Origin of the sequence: Sphingobacterium sp. 2149 (genome assembly GCF_031455655.1) — a bacterium.
Taxonomy (GTDB): domain Bacteria; phylum Bacteroidota; class Bacteroidia; order Sphingobacteriales; family Sphingobacteriaceae; genus Sphingobacterium.
In genome coordinates this window covers 26,317-42,634 of record NZ_JAVDTD010000018.1, presented here as the reverse complement: position 1 = coordinate 42,634, position 16,318 = coordinate 26,317, and the positions used below count along the sequence as shown (strand labels likewise).

Annotated in this window: 18 protein-coding genes; 3 read left to right on the top strand and 15 right to left on the bottom strand. The window is 39.0% G+C overall.

What is annotated here, in order from left to right; translation table 11 throughout:
- Positions 1 to 163: 163 nt before the first annotated feature.
- The 15 genes from J2X77_RS22035 to J2X77_RS21965 form a co-directional block, all read right to left on the bottom strand.
- Positions 164 to 583: an HYC_CC_PP family protein gene (locus J2X77_RS22035; protein ID WP_209578598.1), complete on the bottom strand. Its 420-nt coding sequence runs from the start codon at positions 581 to 583 to the stop codon at positions 164 to 166.
- A 432-nt stretch (positions 584 to 1,015) separates the two neighbouring features.
- Positions 1,016 to 3,481 (bottom strand): phosphocholine-specific phospholipase C, encoded by a 2,466-nt coding sequence (locus J2X77_RS22030; protein ID WP_209578597.1) that lies wholly within the window; start codon positions 3,479 to 3,481, stop codon positions 1,016 to 1,018.
- Positions 3,482 to 3,666: 185 nt separating this feature from the next.
- Complete coding sequence (trpA, locus tag J2X77_RS22025) at positions 3,667 to 4,428, bottom strand: tryptophan synthase subunit alpha (protein WP_209578596.1); 762 nt, start codon at positions 4,426 to 4,428, stop codon at positions 3,667 to 3,669.
- A gap of 3 nt (positions 4,429 to 4,431) precedes the next feature.
- Complete coding sequence (trpB, locus tag J2X77_RS22020) at positions 4,432 to 5,616, bottom strand: tryptophan synthase subunit beta (RefSeq protein WP_209578595.1); 1,185 nt, start codon at positions 5,614 to 5,616, stop codon at positions 4,432 to 4,434.
- On the bottom strand, positions 5,594 to 6,211 hold the full coding sequence (locus J2X77_RS22015; RefSeq protein WP_293939569.1) for a phosphoribosylanthranilate isomerase: 618 nt from the start codon (positions 6,209 to 6,211) through the stop codon (positions 5,594 to 5,596). The genes trpB and J2X77_RS22015 overlap by 23 nt, the downstream gene beginning before the upstream one ends.
- A 28-nt stretch (positions 6,212 to 6,239) precedes the next feature.
- Entirely contained in the window at positions 6,240 to 7,229 is a 990-nt protein-coding gene (trpD, locus tag J2X77_RS22010) for an anthranilate phosphoribosyltransferase (RefSeq protein WP_209578593.1), read from the bottom strand.
- Between the two features lie 350 nt (positions 7,230 to 7,579).
- Complete coding sequence (locus J2X77_RS22005; RefSeq protein ID WP_209578592.1) at positions 7,580 to 8,047, bottom strand: hypothetical protein; 468 nt, start codon at positions 8,045 to 8,047, stop codon at positions 7,580 to 7,582.
- A 149-nt stretch (positions 8,048 to 8,196) separates the two neighbouring features.
- Positions 8,197 to 8,418, bottom strand: a complete 222-nt coding sequence (locus J2X77_RS22000) for a DUF2795 domain-containing protein (RefSeq protein ID WP_028072584.1) — start codon at positions 8,416 to 8,418, stop codon at positions 8,197 to 8,199.
- 122 nt (positions 8,419 to 8,540) lie between these two features.
- Positions 8,541 to 9,299 carry an ABC transporter ATP-binding protein gene (locus J2X77_RS21995; protein WP_209578591.1) on the bottom strand — a complete coding sequence of 253 codons (759 nt, stop codon included), beginning with the start codon at positions 9,297 to 9,299 and terminating at the stop codon, positions 8,541 to 8,543.
- On the bottom strand, positions 9,281 to 9,940 hold the full coding sequence (locus tag J2X77_RS21990) for a lysophospholipid acyltransferase family protein (protein ID WP_310082528.1): 660 nt from the start codon (positions 9,938 to 9,940) through the stop codon (positions 9,281 to 9,283). The genes J2X77_RS21995 and J2X77_RS21990 overlap by 19 nt, the downstream gene beginning before the upstream one ends.
- A 198-nt stretch (positions 9,941 to 10,138) precedes the next feature.
- On the bottom strand, positions 10,139 to 11,053 hold the full coding sequence (locus J2X77_RS21985) for a substrate-binding domain-containing protein (protein ID WP_209578589.1): 915 nt from the start codon (positions 11,051 to 11,053) through the stop codon (positions 10,139 to 10,141).
- A gap of 5 nt (positions 11,054 to 11,058) precedes the next feature.
- Complete coding sequence (locus J2X77_RS21980) at positions 11,059 to 11,529, bottom strand: DsrE family protein (protein WP_209578588.1); 471 nt, start codon at positions 11,527 to 11,529, stop codon at positions 11,059 to 11,061.
- Positions 11,530 to 11,560: 31 nt separating this feature from the next.
- Positions 11,561 to 12,541 carry a c-type cytochrome gene (locus J2X77_RS21975; RefSeq protein ID WP_209578587.1) on the bottom strand — a complete coding sequence of 327 codons (981 nt, stop codon included), beginning with the start codon at positions 12,539 to 12,541 and terminating at the stop codon, positions 11,561 to 11,563.
- A gap of 80 nt (positions 12,542 to 12,621) precedes the next feature.
- Positions 12,622 to 13,524, bottom strand: a complete 903-nt coding sequence (locus J2X77_RS21970; protein ID WP_209578586.1) for a LysR family transcriptional regulator — start codon at positions 13,522 to 13,524, stop codon at positions 12,622 to 12,624.
- 61 nt (positions 13,525 to 13,585) lie between these two features.
- Positions 13,586 to 14,956: a dipeptidase gene (locus J2X77_RS21965; protein ID WP_209578585.1), complete on the bottom strand. Its 1,371-nt coding sequence runs from the start codon at positions 14,954 to 14,956 to the stop codon at positions 13,586 to 13,588.
- A gap of 107 nt (positions 14,957 to 15,063) precedes the next feature.
- Here J2X77_RS21965 and J2X77_RS21960 point away from each other — a divergent pair, with 107 nt between their 5' ends.
- The 3 genes from J2X77_RS21960 to J2X77_RS21950 are packed head-to-tail and all read left to right on the top strand — an operon-like array spanning position 15,064 to position 16,286.
- Entirely contained in the window at positions 15,064 to 15,378 is a 315-nt protein-coding gene (locus tag J2X77_RS21960) for a hypothetical protein (RefSeq protein ID WP_209578584.1), read from the top strand.
- 7 nt (positions 15,379 to 15,385) lie between these two features.
- Positions 15,386 to 15,937: an RNA polymerase sigma factor gene (locus J2X77_RS21955; protein WP_209578583.1), complete on the top strand. Its 552-nt coding sequence runs from the start codon at positions 15,386 to 15,388 to the stop codon at positions 15,935 to 15,937.
- Positions 15,930 to 16,286, top strand: a complete 357-nt coding sequence (locus J2X77_RS21950) for a hypothetical protein (RefSeq protein WP_209578582.1) — start codon at positions 15,930 to 15,932, stop codon at positions 16,284 to 16,286. Before J2X77_RS21955 ends, J2X77_RS21950 begins: the two co-directional genes overlap by 8 nt.
- The last annotated feature ends 32 nt before the right edge of the window (positions 16,287 to 16,318 follow it).

The window sequence follows — 16,318 nt, the reverse complement described above, 5'->3', positions numbered from 1 at the left end:
TTTTTTGCTGAACGATTTAAAATCCGCTTTTTTTGTTCCGTGATACGCTACGGAAAGATGATTGTTGGGAATAACAGTCTGCCATTCTTATGAAAATATAAAAATTATACTGCGTTTAAATCAATTCAAGAAAGTGAACTGCGTTCAGTGAAAAGAGGTGATATTAAATTCTAAAATTTTGATTGAGAATAAAAACAGGAGGGCTCTGTCTATTGTAGCTCGCAAAACCGGTATACTTTAGTTTAGAAAAATCGTCTTCCTCCCCAGAGAAATGATAATAATTAAGTATCCAATGAAGCGTAATTATTGCGGGAGAAAAAGTATTAAAATCAAGATTTTGTGTTACTCTGCTGAAGTTGTCGACCTTCTGTGCTTCGATCTTAACATCTTTACAGCTTCCTGTTTCATGACAGTGTTTCTGCTGTTTTTTTGTAGACTTGACACAAAGAGGGCAGGCTATATTATGGCTTTCCGATAACGAGACACTTTGTGTTTCCCCTTGGCAAAAATGAAGATGCACTGAGGCACCACTTGCTGCGAGCAAATAGAAAAATAAGCCGATAAATAGTGCGATTTTCTTCATCAAGACAAAAATACAGAAAATATGCAATTTTTTTTTATAAAATTTTGGATAAATGTTATAACTTGTAGACACAAATGAAAAACCAAAAATAACCAGAGTTATGTATGTATTATTTATCAATTCGGTCGGCTCATATTTATTAGCTAGCTTTTTGATTGTTGGGGCAGTACTATTATATAAGGGCTTCTACCATCTCGCTCGTCGTATACAGGAATAACGTATCGGATCTTCTTTCGGTGTAGTTTGTGACTTGAATGTGCTTTATCTCTGCTGAAGGTAACCGTATTCTTGTATTTTGTATTCGAGATTAATCGTTTTGTAATTGTTACGAATGAATGTATTAAAGCGGTTTAGTCAGGAAATTTTGTGGGTCAGCAGCAAAGTCGAATAAACGTGGGCTATCCAGTCTTTTTGAACAGCCCTTCTCTTTGTTTATCGATTGAATAAGGGATCGCTTTTTCCTGCATTTCCAATCTCGACACGACCGGCATAGTGTTCCACAAAGTTTGGAAAGCCAGCGCAAGTGAGTCGGAAGTCATACCAAAAGTGTTGATTAGCCAAGTCAAAATGTATGATGATAACTTGTCCAGCTTTAATTTTCACAGTCTTTTTTTTCTGACCATAGCTGATATCTTCAAACATAAGTTGTTGAGCTGTTTTTCCATGATTTGTACAGGAGAAAGATAAACGGCCACTAAATGCTGATTCATTTTTACATTTTTCATAGGTGCATCGTATCTTTACATGTGGATTATTCGCATCGCCTTTAAATTTGCGATAAAATCCATTTGGACCGTGAATTTCGAGATGATATATTTCTTTTTCGAAGTCGTTTAGTGACCAAAGGTCTGTTACACTGTCTCCTGGAGAAATAGCATAATTTCTTGAGGTTCCAACTTCTCCTTTGTAGTCAGCCGCATGGTAGACTGTAAAAGGCGAACCCGCTGAATGCTCGCCAAAGATTTTATTTGAAGCCTCAAATGTGACCCAATAATTCCCTTTGGGTTGGTATTCGCCATGTACATAAAGTTCATAAGGAAGGATACACGAATCCCGAAGCCCCTTTTCTTGTTTTGGGAAATAGGGCGAACTACTAGGGGCTTGTTCAATTTGTGTGATTTCCGATTGATCAAGCGCTTTAAAGCCCATGGGAACGCCTTTAAATTTTGCTTGGTGGATCTCTTGGATAAAAGGCTCTCGTTCAAGTACCATTGGTTTATTCATAGTTTCACCATGGTAGGGTCTAAATGCCGAAGTTAAGTCTCCACATACGGTACGTCGCCAAGTGCTGATGTTGGTCTCCTTTACCTCTTTCTTGGTTTTATATGTTATAAATTTCTCTAGGAATTGTAAACTGGAGGTATGGTCAAATACTTGCGAATTAACCCAGCCACCTCTGGTCCATGGAGAAGCTATGATCATCGGTACACGATAACCGAGACCTATATTGCTTTCTCTTCCGCTTTCAGGATAATATTGCTCATCACGACGTACAAATTCTAGCGCAGGATTTATTCCATCTGATACTTTCCCACTTTCTATTTCGTTAGGATTTGGTGCTGTAAAAGGTGCAAAGTGATCAAAATATCCATCATTCTCGTCATAGGTAAGTATAAAGACTGTTTTTTTCCAAACTTCTGGATTCTGGGTAAGAATGTCCATAATTTCGCTAACATACCATGCTCCAAACCAAGGAGAATCGGGATGGTCAGAAAAAAGCTGCGGTGGAGCTAACCAAGATACCGTGGGAAGTTTACCCTCCTCAACATCTTTTCGGAACTGATAAAGAACATCGCCTTTAGGAATCAGTAACTTTCGCTGTTGATCCCCTTCCTGATACTGCATAGTTTCTAATTCCATGTAATCGGACTGTGCGCTGTTGTTAACAAAAGCACGGCGATGAATATCTTTTGTCCGCTCGTCAAGCTTCTCAAAGTTCTCGGCGGTATATAACTGTAGTTCCTCTTGGATATGCTTGAGCTCTTTATTTAATTTTTCACGTGTGTCGACAGCTGTTGTTTCGTTCATTTTACGCTCGAGATCTTCCTTTTTTAAAGTAAGAAGCTGACGGTAGCGCGGATGATATTTGACCTGATATTGTCGAAAGTACTCCATTGGATTGCAGCCAAAATTAGCTAACCAGCTGTTTGCTTCACCACTATATCCCGCACTGCTCGAAGAAATTTCATTTTGATAGATCTTCCAGTCTACACCTAATTCGGAAAGGCGTTCGGGAAAGGTTGTCCATGTCGCCTTGCCACTAAACTCGGAGTCGCCATTCCAAACTAAAGCTTTTCCCGTCAGATTTTCTCTGATATTAGCAGTCCAGAAGTAAAGTCTATTGGGATTAGTACCGGTGATACTTGAACAAAAGTGCTGATCGCAAATAGTGAAACAGTCTGCCAGTGAATAGTAAAAAGGAATATCTTCACGGGTATAATACCCCATAGTTAAAGGCAGATTGGCAAATTCTTTAAATCCGGAACGTTTGACATCCAGCCATCTGTTCATTTTACCATTATTTCTTGCGTCGGTTTGATCGGTCCAGCTGTGTGGGAGACAGCCCATCCAGGTAATTTTTGAATCTTTGATATCCAATCGAAAAGGAGCAAACGTTTCTCCGGATTTTTGCGTCTGAAACCAGACTTTATTCCGATTGGGTTGCCGGATAGCTCTAGGATCATTAAAACCTCTTACACCACGCAGTGTCCCAAAGGCATGATCAAATGAACGGTTTTCCTGCATTAATAAAACCACGTGCTCGGCATCATAAAACGTGCTGCCCAATGCTGGATTTATGGCCATTGCCTTTGCAATAGCGGATGGAATAACATGGGAGAGAGAGGCCCCTCCAGCAAGCATAGCTGCTTTTTTTAAAAAATCTCGTCGAGTATCCATGGTTATATCAGTATTGATCGCCTGGCTGTTTTATTCCTTGGTGAATCAAGACAGCAAAGTTATTCGCTTTGAAAAAAAATATATCTTCAAAACTGCCTTAAAAATAAGCGTTCGATCCAAGAAAAAAGAATTTAGATCGAACGCTTATTAAAAAAATAATGTTTTGCTAATTTTTAGCTTGTGGATTAAGCTTTGATGGACGAGATAAATGATGGGATTTGGTTGAGGTAATCCTGATCTTTTAACCGTTTAACAAATGCGGTGCCTATGATAGCTCCTGCAGTATCTCTAGTTGCCTTTTGAAAGGTTGTTTTATCAGAAATACCGAAGCCGACGATCAAGGGGTTTTTTAATTGAAGGTCATTTACCCGCTTGAAGTAAGCTGCGGTATTGTCTCCGACATCGAGTGTTTTACCCGTTGTGGCATTTGAAGAAAGTAAATAAATAAAACTCTTAGAAAGGCTGTCTATTTTTCTGATTCGTTCTGTCGATGTCTGTGGTGTTACAATAAATACATTGGCAACTCCATTTTTCTCGAATGTTTCTTTATAAAAGTCTTCATATTCATCCATGGGTAGATCCGGTATAATCACTCCGTTTACACCTACATTTTTACATGCTTCACAAAATTTTTCAACACCAAATTGTAGCACAGGATTAAAATATCCCATGAGAAATACAGGGATGCTGATATGCTCACGGAGGTCATTCAATTGGTCGAACAGCTTTTCTAGCGTCATACCGTTTGCCAAAGCAATTTCTGAACTGTGCTGAATGACAGGTCCGTCCGCAACAGGATCGGAATAGGGAAAACCAATTTCCAGAAAGTCCGCTCCGGCTTCTTCCAATTTCTTGGCAATACTTATTGTACTGTCCAATGTTGGATACCCAGCTGTAAAATATATCGATAAAAGGGGAGTACCTTCTTTTTTTTCAATTGTATTCATGACTTAAAAATCAAAGTATTTCATATAATTATCCAGATCCTTATCGCCGCGGCCAGAAAGACAGATAACGACGGTCTCATCACCTTTAAAAGGAATTTTCTCTAAATAAGCGAGCGCGTGGGCACTTTCAATTGCCGGTATGATACCTTCTAATCGCGTAAGTTCAAGGCCTGCACGCATGGCTTCGTCGTCAGTCACACTAACGTAGCTGCCTCTACCAGATTTGAATAACCAGGCGTGCTGCGGGCCAATTCCGGGATAGTCGAGCCCAGCGGATATGGAATACGGTTCTATGACCTGACCATCTGCTGTTTGCATAAGGATGGAGCGACTTCCATGCAAGACTCCTTCTTTTCCTAACGCTGTTGTAGCAGCGGATTCGCCTGAATCAACACCGTGGCCAGCGGCCTCGACAGCATACAATTGAACTGATTCTTCATCCAGATAGTGATAGAACATACCTGCGGCGTTGGAGCCTCCTCCGACACACGCCAACACTATATCTGGATTTTCTTTTCCCGTCTTTGTGAAGAGCTGTTTTTTCGTTTCTGCAGAAATAATAGACTGAAACCGAGCAACCATATCAGGATAAGGGTGTGGGCCTACAACAGAGCCAATGATATAATGGGTGTCGACAGGATTGTTTATCCAATCCCTTAACGCTTCATTTGTAGCATCTTTTAGTGTTTTTGACCCTGATGTCGCTGGGATAACTTCGGCTCCCATCATCTTCATCCGTGCAACGTTTGGAGCTTGGCGTTGAATATCAATTTCACCCATATAAACCGCACATTGTATCCCTTTTAGTGCACACACTGTAGCGGTGGCAACACCATGCTGCCCTGCACCGGTCTCTGCGATGATACGCTTTTTACCCAAGCGTTCTGCTAATAGAATTTGGCCAATGGTATTATTGATTTTATGGGCTCCGGTATGGTTAAGATCCTCACGTTTTAAGTAAATGGTAGTTCCATATTTTTCCGATAGACGCTTGGCATGATATAAGGGAGATGGACGTCCAACATAATCGCTGAGCAGTTGATTAAATTCCTCCTGAAAGCTCTCTTCTTCGATAATCTTGAGATATTCTTCACGTAGCTCCTTCACATTTGGATAGAGCATCTCAGGGATATAGGCTCCTCCAAATGGGCCATAATATCCTTTTTCATTGACTTGATATATACTCATTTTTAATAGTATTTATACTTTGGCTTAATAGATCAATATCTTTTAACCCGGGTTCTACTTCAAATTTTGAATTTAAATCCAGGGCGTATAGCCGAGGATCATTTCTTTCTAGCGCTGTTTTGATATTTTCAGCGTCCAAACCACCGCTCAGAAAATAGGGCGTGATAAGTGTGTATTGGTCCAATAGGGACCAGTCAAATTGTAATCCCGTACCGCCGTAGGAATTGCTTTTCGTATCAAATAAAAAGTAATCTACAATATTAGCGTAAGAATCCAAAGCTATCCAATCAAAGTCTTGATCTACTCCGAAAGCTTTAACGATCGTAGCTTTTGATTTTTCTTTCAATTCGCGGCAGAATTCTGCAGATTCATCTCCATGTAGCTGAATTACATTTAATTTAAATTCAGTTTTTTTAACAAGAATTTCTGACAGGCTTGCATTGACGAAAACTCCAACCTTGTTTAGGTTCTCAAGCTCCTTTATATATATTGAAGAGTTTTCGCCAACATAACGTTTGGATTGATCATAAAATATAAATCCCATATAGTCCACTCCCAGAGAAGCTACAGCCGCTATATTGTCGGAATATTTCATACCACAAACTTTTATTTTGATCGCCATCTTATTTTTTAATTAGTTTTTGGAAGCTTCGCAAAGCTTTGCCTTCCATCAATGAGCTTTCAGCTTCATAAAAACAGTCACCGAAAGATTTTTCGGGATTAAATGTTTTAATAGCAAAGGCAGCATTGGTCAAAACAATATTATTTTGTACATCTGTCCCCTTGTTATTCAAGATAGATAAAAATGTTTTGGCAGCGTCTGCTACGCTGTCTCCCCCGGTTAACTCATGCGCTGAAACCGTCTCAAAACCGAGATCTTCCATACTGTAGTAATTCTCCCCTTGATTATTGATTATCTTGAAATCGCCAGTCATGGATATCTCATCATATCCATCTAAAGCATGAATAATGGAATATTGTTTATTGGTGTTTTGATATAAATATCCATACAGTCTTGCTAATTCTAAACTAAATACACCAACAGATTGAAATCTTGGATTGGCCGGATTTGTCAATGGTCCAAGCATGTTAAAGAATGTCTTAACGCCTAGCGCACGACGTATTGGAGCAACGGTTTTCATGGCCGGATGAAACAGCGGTGCATGTAGAAAACAAATATTGGCCTCATCAAGCTGACGTTGTAGTTCAGATTTATCGTTGCTAAATCGATAACCTAAATATTCCATGACATTGGATGACCCACAGCTTGAGGAGACGCCGATGTTACCGTGCTTCGCGACGTGGTAACCAGCTCCAGCTGTAACAAAAGATGCTATCGTTGAGATATTGAAAGTATTTTTACCATCACCACCAGTACCACAAAGGTCAATTAAATTATAACCGCTAAACTCCAGTTTGAGGCATAAGTCATACATCGCATCTCTAAATCCCCCGAGCTCTTCAACACGGATACTTCGCATACCGTAGGCCGTCATAAAAGCAGCAATCTGGTGGCTGTCATATTTGCCCATCGTAATGTTGGTGAGGATTTCGTAGGCTTCTTGCCGAGAAAATGTCTTGTATTCAAATAAATGAGCTAAAATTTCTTTCATGGTTAATTTAAATAAAAAAAGGCTTACCTAATTTAGGCAAGCCCATCATATCTTGATGTATTAATCAAATAATGCAATAGGATTTTGCCACAACGTTATCCGTTGCGCCACCACCAAGCTTTATTTGATACAGTTATTATCATTGTTATTTTTATTAATACAAATATGGTTGATAGAATTATAAAATGCAAGTGTTTTTATTGAAAAATTTTTAAGGAAGCATCATTACCCTCCTATTGCTTATAATTATGCTATACAATATAGTGTCAAAAGACTACTTGAATTTTTCTTTGATAGCGATATTTAAATAAGTGATATAAAATGACCTAGGTATAAGATCTTAAGAGAAATTAATAAAAAACAAAATGGGCTTTGTTATTGCCTTTAGAGACTAATGTGAGCGATGCAATTTTTTTATCACGAATGACTACAGCAAATACAAAACGTTTGAGATATTTGACAAAGTAAACTTGCTGCGGATCAATACCTTCTAGATCTATATCGCTTGTTTCTTTCCTTCCCGCTTGATCAAAGCTGAGATATTCCAATTTTTCAATATCCTTACTTTGTATATTTATCCTGATTTCGTCGATACTCGCCAATAAGTACTCCTGCATATCTTCTTCTTGTTTTTCTGATGTTATTAGGTCTTGACTTAGAATAACATCGGTAGCTAGATTATGATCATGTAGACGTTGGACAAACCTTTTTAAAACAACAATATTTTTATTGGCAATTTGTTGTTCTTGCGCAAATGAGCTTGGGCAGACCATACAGCGTATAAACAAAAACAATAATAGCTTTAATTTTATCTTCATACCTATGAGACTTGTCTTTATTAAAATGGATTAAAACTATAGCATAAAAACCTTTGTGAGACACCATATGAGCTACACTGTATCGTCTACGAATGGCAGGAGCAGCCTTTAATAAAAAACGCCTTTATTTTAAAGGCGTTTTTTATTTTTTAGTATTCATCTTCATTGAAGAAGAAATCGTCTTTTGTTGGATAGTCGGGCCAAATTTCTTCGATATTTTCATATGGCTCGCCATCATCCTCAAGAGATTGTAAGTTTTCAATCACCTCAACAGGTGCACCCGAACGAATAGCGTAATCGATTAATTCATCTTTTGTTGCTGGCCACGGTGCATCTTCTAGATGCGAAGCTAATTCTAATGTCCAATACATATAAAAACAATTTAAGTTCTCTATTTTCGCAAAACTATGATTTAATTTAACTTAAGCAAGTAAATTGCATGTTATTTTTGAGGGTTTAATGTAAGTTGTTGATTTATAGTTTTATAATATTTTTAAATATTCTCGAAATCACTTCCCTTTTCATTTAAAGCATTCAATCTTGGGGACACTGATTTAATATCGGGGTTAGGATAATCATTTTCAATCAGCCCATCCCGCATACGTACAATACGGTGTGCATGTAACGCGATATCTTCTTCGTGTGTGACTAGAATGATGGTATTACCTCTAGAATGAATTTCTTCAAGTAGGCCCATAATTTCAATGGACGTTTTTGTGTCGAGGTTTCCTGTTGGCTCATCGGCAAGAATAATGGATGGATCGTTAATTAGTGCTCTTGCAACAGCAACACGTTGTCGTTGTCCTCCCGAAAGTTCATTGGGCCTATGGTCCATACGATGTCCTAAGCCCACGCTTTCTAGTGCAGCAGTGGCTTTTTCTTCCCGCTTAACCTTAGTATACCCCGCATAAATAAGCGGGAGAGCTACGTTTTCAAGTGCTGTATTCTTAGGTAAAAGATTAAATGTTTGAAAGACAAAACCAATCTCTTTATTTCTTACTTCCGCAAGTTCATCGTCAGTCATCTCGCTAACATTAATTCCATTGAGGATGTAATCTCCCCGGCTTGGTGTATCCAAGCAGCCAAGAATATTCATTAACGTGGATTTTCCTGAGCCCGAGGGCCCCATTAAGGCGACAAATTCTCCTTTATGGATATTGAGCGTTACAGAGCTTAAAGCATGAATTGTTTCAGCGCCAATCTGGTATTCTCTTGCAATATCCTTGATTTCGATTAAGATCTTTCCTGACATATTTTTTGGAGATTCTCTAGGTTATGAAAATACGATTTATTCTTCATAATCCAATAGGATTGCATTTTCTCATAGACCACTTTCTCCAATTCTGCTGCATTATCATCGTTAAAATCTTTGGTCTCTATCGGATTGAACACATGTATTTTAACAATTCCTGGTCGAGATCCCCTTTTCGAACCGTCATCGAAGAAGATATCCCAAGCATTTTCTATAATAATTGGAACCGTGGGTACATCGTTCTGAATCGCGATACGAAAGGCACCAGATTTAAATTTGTGTATCTGAGGTGGAAAACTATCGTCAATTTTTCCTTCTGGAAAGATAACGACACTTCGGCCATTTTGCACAAGTTCATTGGCGCGCTGGAATGCCTTGAATGACGATACTTTACTTCTTCTAGTGACGGGGATGTCTATTGTTTTGAAAAAAATTCGTGTCACCGGATTTTTAAGTAGTGAAGCTTTTCCGATAAATGAAAAAGGGGCGGGGCACAAATAGGTGAGGGCTGTTATATCCAGGACTGAAGTATGATTGGGACACAGTACCATGGAACGGTTCCAATCTATTTTTGATTCATAGCTGACCTTAAAAAATACACCGGCCAGTGCCGACCCACCAACTGATACCCAGCGTCTCATCCGCGCAATTTTGGCATAGTTTATTTCGGGACGCCGTGCTAAAAAATAGATATAAGGGAAAAATAGGACGAAAACAAGGAGAACGCTGATAAAGTACCAATACCGATGGATTTTTTTAAGCAATAGGATCATACAAGTCAACTAATTTTGACCTAAAGTAAAGAAAGAAAATGGATAATTAATTACCCATTTTCTTTTTTAGTCTACTGTGAAGCCGTATTTTCTGTAAATGAACTTCGCTGTCGGCGATTTCATGAATTTTAAAAAGTCATCGGCAGCCCGGGGATGTGGCGCTTTTTTTAACTTAGCAGCAACGTAGCTTGCATTAGTGTTGTAAGCATCCGGAATGATAATTCCTTCAACAGGATGACCAATGAGTTTTTGGTATACTACTTCTGAAGTCCAGACTGGAGCCGCGTCTGCCTGATTGTATAATATCCGCATAGGGCTCTCGCGATGGTGAATCTTGGTTAGGTAAGTACTGCCATCTTTGACCTTATCTTCCATGATTTTCTTGACGAGTTGTTCGCCGCCCGCTTTTTTATAGGATGCTTTGATCTGTTCACCGATTCCTTCCCATTGAGGGTTAGGCATGCTAATACGAATATTTTCCTTTCCCAGATCATTCAATGTGCTGACATTGCCAGGATTTCCTGCTGGAACCATTAAACAGATATTGTTGTAGCAATAAACCTGTGTATAGCTGAAATAATCTGCCATTTCATTGATCGCTCTTTTACTTGCGGTATAAATATCTGGCTTATGTGTAAGGCGTAGATTACCTATCGTGATTGATCCGCCTTTAATCTGCTTAGCTAAAATGCCTGGTGGGAGTGTTTCAACAAAAATACGCTCGTATTGTGGGTATTCTTTTTTGAATGATGCAAGTAGATCATCGACCACCATAAATTGATTGCCCGCGAAAAAAACGGTAAGCTGCGGATTTTCGATATCACCATATAAGTCTGGAATATTATCTATCCCGGGTACCGTAAAATTCAGCGCCGATTCGGGTGGATTATTCCAAGGTGGGTCAAAACGATGCTCTTGTGCTTTAATTTCCTGAGCTCCCAATAATGCGATTGTTAGACCAAGCAGTAGAAAATTTTTCATTATACTTATGGTTTAACGATAACCCAACCTTCATTTGCTCGTAAGATTAATTCACCATTGCCACTGGGTACGTAGCCTATAAAATCAAATAGCTCTTCTTTGGCAATATGTTTCTCTTCCAAAGTATTTAAGCATTGGGCTATGATAACACCTTTCTCTACCAGATCCTTCAATGGTTTCTCATACTGACTGTTCTTTTTTAAGTAAGCTTCTGTACCACCAGAAAATGCAACTAATTCAACCTGCAAGTGCCCCTTTAATCGCGGGTCTTTTAATACATTGTTAATATTACGGATTGCTTTTTCAATTGTTTTTGGATCATTACTGTCCAACTGATAGATCGCTTTATACGTTTTTTTCTTTGCAACAGCACCAGTGTATTGCTGATTATTGAGCAACAATTTGTTTTCCTGTGCTTTCGCTTGTATAGTCGTTATCGCTAAAAGAATACAAGCGATTGTAAATTGTTTTTTCATATTTATTATTGATTTAATGGGGTGTCTACGGTTAGAAATTATAAGGACCGCGTTTATGTTGTTCTATGCTTATGTTATCGGCGTACGGGGGGTATGGGCTGTCTTTGGGCTTTCTGTTTAGATTGGGATAGTCCAATTGCTTATTTGATTTTTGGGGCCTATCGAAAGAATTGATATATGCTGCGACATCATAGGCCTCATCGTCCTTCAATTGCGGTGCGTCATAAGTTGCGCCCAAAGGCATATTAGCTTTGATAAAACGGGTAGCGGTAAGTAATCGTGCCATTCCAGCACCATCATTGTAGCTATCTTTTCCCCATAAGGGAGGATATTGATATCCTTTTCCAGCCACTTGCGGAAGACCTTGTCCATCCTTTCCATGACAGCTTGTACACTTGTTCTCAAAAACCAGCTGACCATGTTTCAAGTTTGCAGCGCGGTTGGGAATATCCATTTTAATAAATCCTTGACCTGCCAGCCGACCCTTGTTAACGGTATTTACGCTAATATTCTTAATATAGGTGACGATAGCTCTCATCTCTTTGCTGTTTTCTGGTATGGCTCGGCCGTTCATGCTTCGCTCAAAACAACCATTAATACGTTCTTCGAGTGATTCAATCTTATTTTCCCGTGCGATATATGTTGGGAAAACATTCGTGAGACCAACATATGGAGCCGCAAAAGCTTTTGTGCCACCATTGAGATGGCAGCTGCTACAGGCAAGCTTGTTCCCTATTTTGACTTCCCCATCATAAAAATAATCGTAGGTTCTTTTAATTAGATGTTCACCATAACGGGCCATTTCGCCCTCGGGATTATCATTGAAGGAAATTCCTTTGAATTGGGAAACGTGGGTAACAAGCGAGTCGTTGCGTATTTCAAGAGAATCTGGTTCTCTTTGATGTCCCTCATATTTTAACGGAAATACACATAAAGTTGTACACGTAATGATCAATGCGACAATGATCCAGCTTAGGGCTTTTAAATAATTTGTCAGACTTTTATAATCCATTACACTAATTTATTTGTACAAATCTAGTTGCCTCAACCCCGAAATTAAAACCCCGTTTTTTTATGAGATATAACCTTTAGTTATAACCCGAAGTTTTGTCGCAGGCAGAATTGTAGAAACTGATTAGGCGTGCCCGAAAGACCTCCATACAAATGGGTAAAATAAAAGTAACGTTCTATTTTCAGTTGTGGAATATCGATAATGGTCAGCAAATTATTTAATACTTCTTTTTGAACCGTATGAATAGACAAAAAAGCGAAGCTGTCGCGACGGGCTAGGTAGCCTTTTATACTCTCTGTTGAAGGTAAGATCATTTCTATATGTACTGCTGATAAGTTAATGCGATTATCTTTTAGTGCGTTCTCAATAATTGTTCGTGTCCCCGAACCTTGTTCGCGTAGTACCAAAGGCAGTCGTGTCATGTCTGACAATGCAGGTTTTTTTAATTGTGCTAATAGTGGGTTTTTGCTATTTGTGACTAGGACGAGCTCATCCTTCATAAAAGGAATATATTTCAGGGCTCTATTGTCTGTAGAACCTTCAGTAATACCTAGGTCCAATGTTTTATCGATAAGTTGTTCTTCAATGCTGCGGCTATTGGATTGAAAAGACTCGATGCGATTGTTAGGATATTGCGTTAGAAAGTCGGCAAGTAAAGCTGGTAAAACGTATTGAGAAATAGTTGTACTAGCCCCTAAAATAAGTTTTCCTTTTCGGCCTTCCTGCAATTCTTGTATTTCTTGGCCAGCCTGATTATACAGCGTAATAATCTGTTGGGCATATTTATATAAAATTTGACCTGAATCAGTGAGGTTGAGGTTGTTTCCCTTTCTTTCGAAGAGCGGTACTCCGAGTTTCTTTTCCAGTTCTTGGATATTTTTGCTTACTGCAGGTTGCGAGATGAAAAGTGCCGAAGCAGTTTTGGTGAAATTAAGGTGTTGAGCTGCAGTATAAAAAACAATTAAGCGAAAATCAAAATCCATAAAACGATAAAAGGTTATTTCTAAAATTTAAAAATAACCCTTTATCTAATGAAAAACTAAATTATTTACTTAGTTCTGCGTAATATTTATGAAATAATGGAATTGTTGAAATTCCCATGAGGTAATTCACAATACCATATTTTTCATTTGGCGAGTGTAGGTTGTCGCTATCCAAGCCAAAGCCCAAAAGCACTGTTTTTAAACCCAGTACTTCTTCAAAAAGAGCAACGATTGGAATAGAACCGCCGCCACGTGTAGGGATAGGCTGAACACCAAATGTTTCATGCAGGGCTTTTTCTGCAGCTTTGTAAGCGACGCTGTCGGTCGGTGTCACAACTGGTTCACCACCATGGTGAGGTTTGACCTCTACCTTCACATAATCTGGGGCAATAGCTTCAAAATGTTTTTTGAAAAGTTCTGTAATACGTTGGGAGTTTTGGTTTGGCACAAGGCGCATGGAGATTTTTGCATTCGCTTTCGAAGGCAATACGGTTTTGGCCCCTTCACCAATATATCCACCCCAAATGCCATTTACTTCTAAGGTTGGGCGAATACCGGTACGTTCTAGTGTCGTAAAGCCTTTCTCTCCCCAGACATTTTGAATACCAAGGTCTGCTTTGTATTCTTCAATGTCAAAAGGCGCTTCATTTAATGCTTTGCGTTCTTCAGTAGTTAATTCGACAACGTCATCATAGAATCCTGGAATAGCGATATGATTGTTCTCATCATGTAACGACGCGATCAGTTTTGCTAATATTGTCGCCGGATTGGCAACAGCTCCTCCATATACGCCGGAGTGTAGATCTCTGTTCGGACCAGTAACTTCCACTTCGACATAAGAAAGCCCACGTAAGCCAGTTTCTAAGGAAGGTTGCTCCATGCTAATCATCGATGTGTCCGAAATAACGATAACATCAGCTTTCAGTCTTTCTGTATTTTCTTTAACGAAGGTACCTAAATTGACTGAGCCAACTTCCTCTTCACCCTCAATCATAAATTTGACGTTACATGCCAAGGCATTATTTTTAATCATGTATTCGAAGGCTTTTACATGCATATAAAATTGACCCTTGTCGTCGGCAGAACCACGTGCATAAATTTTGCCATCACGGACTGTCGGTTCGAAAGGAGGGGTATCCCACAACTCATATGGATCAGCAGGTTGTACGTCGTAATGCCCATAAGTCAATACAGTAGGTAGCGCCGGGTCAATAATTTTTTCTCCATAAACGATTGGATTACCAGCAGTAGGACAAACTTCTACATTGTCGGCTCCTGCTTCACGCAATTTCTGAGCAACAAATTCAGCAGTCTTCTCCACATCTCCTTTAAATTTAGGATCAGCACTTACTGACGGTAAACGCAATAAATCAAACAACTCATCTAAAAAACGTTGCTTGTTTGCTTCTACATATTCTTTAATGTTTTGCATATTGTTTGTGTTTGAAACAAATTTACACAAATCGACACATTTAACTCAATTTGTTGTAACCTTTTCGGGAATGATGGTGACTAATGAGTAAACTAATTCAAATAATTATGGAAAAGCAATCAGTAGGAGCCATTTTGGGGATCGGGTTATTTACATGTATCACCCTGTGTGTTTATTTTATTATGCGCTATCGGAGTACCGCAGTACATGTTCCCGGCGAGAGCAGAAAAAGGGAGCCTATAGATTGGCAAAAGCCGGGGATTTTGGTTCTAGGTATCGGAATTGGTTTATTCATTGTCGGTGTATTGGACAATTATATCAAGACTGATTTGCCGGATTCACTCGCCGTAGCAATTTTGATTATTTCTGCAGGGCTTGCAATGATAATTGCTAACCGATTGGATAAAAAACGCGATATTTAACCCACCAATGGATGAGATCTATATTCGGAAAGTTCTGTCAGGTGACGTGGAGTCTTATCGTTATTTTATAAAAACGTATAAGGATATGGCATTTTCTGTCGCTCTTTCTATTGTAAAGGAAGAGCATTTGGCAGAAGATGCCGTTCAGGAAGCATTTATAAAGTGCTATCAATCGCTGTCATCCTTTAAAGGAAAATCCAAATTTAGTACCTGGTTTTACCGGATTGTGGTGCATGTGGCTTTTAATGCCATTCGCCATAAGAAACTAGACCTGGTCAATTTTGATCTATCCCATCATGACACGTCGCATGAGGATTCTGTATTGGATGAAATAATCGAACATGAAAGAAAAGAAATGATCAACGATGCACTCACTATTCTGCCTGCCCGGGAGTCTGTTGCGTTACGCTTATTCTATCTCGAAGAACAGTCGATGGATGAAATTCAGGAAATTATGGGGTGGACATTAGCAAATACAAAAGTGATCTTGCACCGGGGCCGTAAAAATATGCAGATCATATTGAGTCAGTTAATTAAAAAAGCAGAATATTATGGATAAGCAGCATGAAAAATTCAGTAAGGTTATGCAAATGAGCAAAGTAGAAGTGCCATTCGACGATTTTGAACAACGGATCATGGGTAGTATTGCAGCACTTGAGAAAAATAGAGAGAAAGCGCTGTCAAATAAAAAATATGCAATTACATTTTTTCTCCTGGGAACCGTTTGCGGAATCATGTTGAATAACTATCTCATGGCCAAAATTGAACTGGCGGACATAAACCCAAATCTTAAAAATTATAGTGGGATAGCTTGCCAAATATCTTTTGCCGTGTTGATATGTTTCTTCTGTCTCCAGTTGTGGCAGTTGATCTATATGCAACAGAAGAAACATTATCCATTATCGTAAAAAGTCCTTTTTTGGTAGAATATACAGGATCT

Excerpts from the sequence above, each read along its gene's own strand:
- J2X77_RS21960 (WP_209578584.1), top strand. The coding sequence starts at position 15,064 with ATGGAAAAGCAATCAGTAGGAGCCATTTTGGGGATCGGGTTATTTACA.
- J2X77_RS22000 (WP_028072584.1), bottom strand. The coding sequence starts at position 8,418 with ATGTATTGGACATTAGAATTAGCTTCGCATCTAGAAGATGCACCGTGG.
- J2X77_RS21985 (WP_209578589.1), bottom strand. The coding sequence starts at position 11,053 with ATGAAAAATTTTCTACTGCTTGGTCTAACAATCGCATTATTGGGAGCT.
- J2X77_RS21980 (WP_209578588.1), bottom strand. The coding sequence starts at position 11,529 with ATGAAAAAACAATTTACAATCGCTTGTATTCTTTTAGCGATAACGACT.
- J2X77_RS21955 (WP_209578583.1), top strand. The coding sequence starts at position 15,386 with ATGGATGAGATCTATATTCGGAAAGTTCTGTCAGGTGACGTGGAGTCT.
- J2X77_RS21995 (WP_209578591.1), bottom strand. The coding sequence starts at position 9,299 with ATGTCAGGAAAGATCTTAATCGAAATCAAGGATATTGCAAGAGAATAC.
- J2X77_RS22005 (WP_209578592.1), bottom strand. The coding sequence starts at position 8,047 with ATGAAGATAAAATTAAAGCTATTATTGTTTTTGTTTATACGCTGTATG.
- J2X77_RS22015 (WP_293939569.1), bottom strand. The coding sequence starts at position 6,211 with ATGAAATATTCCGACAATATAGCGGCTGTAGCTTCTCTGGGAGTGGAC.
- J2X77_RS22035 (WP_209578598.1), bottom strand. The coding sequence starts at position 583 with ATGAAGAAAATCGCACTATTTATCGGCTTATTTTTCTATTTGCTCGCA.
- trpA (WP_209578596.1), bottom strand. The coding sequence starts at position 4,428 with ATGAATACAATTGAAAAAAAAGAAGGTACTCCCCTTTTATCGATATAT.
- J2X77_RS21990 (WP_310082528.1), bottom strand. The coding sequence starts at position 9,940 with ATGAGACGCTGGGTATCAGTTGGTGGGTCGGCACTGGCCGGTGTATTT.
- J2X77_RS21975 (WP_209578587.1), bottom strand. The coding sequence starts at position 12,541 with ATGGATTATAAAAGTCTGACAAATTATTTAAAAGCCCTAAGCTGGATC.
- J2X77_RS21950 (WP_209578582.1), top strand. The coding sequence starts at position 15,930 with ATGGATAAGCAGCATGAAAAATTCAGTAAGGTTATGCAAATGAGCAAA.
- trpD (WP_209578593.1), bottom strand. The coding sequence starts at position 7,229 with ATGAAAGAAATTTTAGCTCATTTATTTGAATACAAGACATTTTCTCGG.
- J2X77_RS21965 (WP_209578585.1), bottom strand. The coding sequence starts at position 14,956 with ATGCAAAACATTAAAGAATATGTAGAAGCAAACAAGCAACGTTTTTTA.
- trpB (WP_209578595.1), bottom strand. The coding sequence starts at position 5,616 with ATGAGTATATATCAAGTCAATGAAAAAGGATATTATGGCCCATTTGGA.
- J2X77_RS21970 (WP_209578586.1), bottom strand. The coding sequence starts at position 13,524 with ATGGATTTTGATTTTCGCTTAATTGTTTTTTATACTGCAGCTCAACAC.
- J2X77_RS22030 (WP_209578597.1), bottom strand. The coding sequence starts at position 3,481 with ATGGATACTCGACGAGATTTTTTAAAAAAAGCAGCTATGCTTGCTGGA.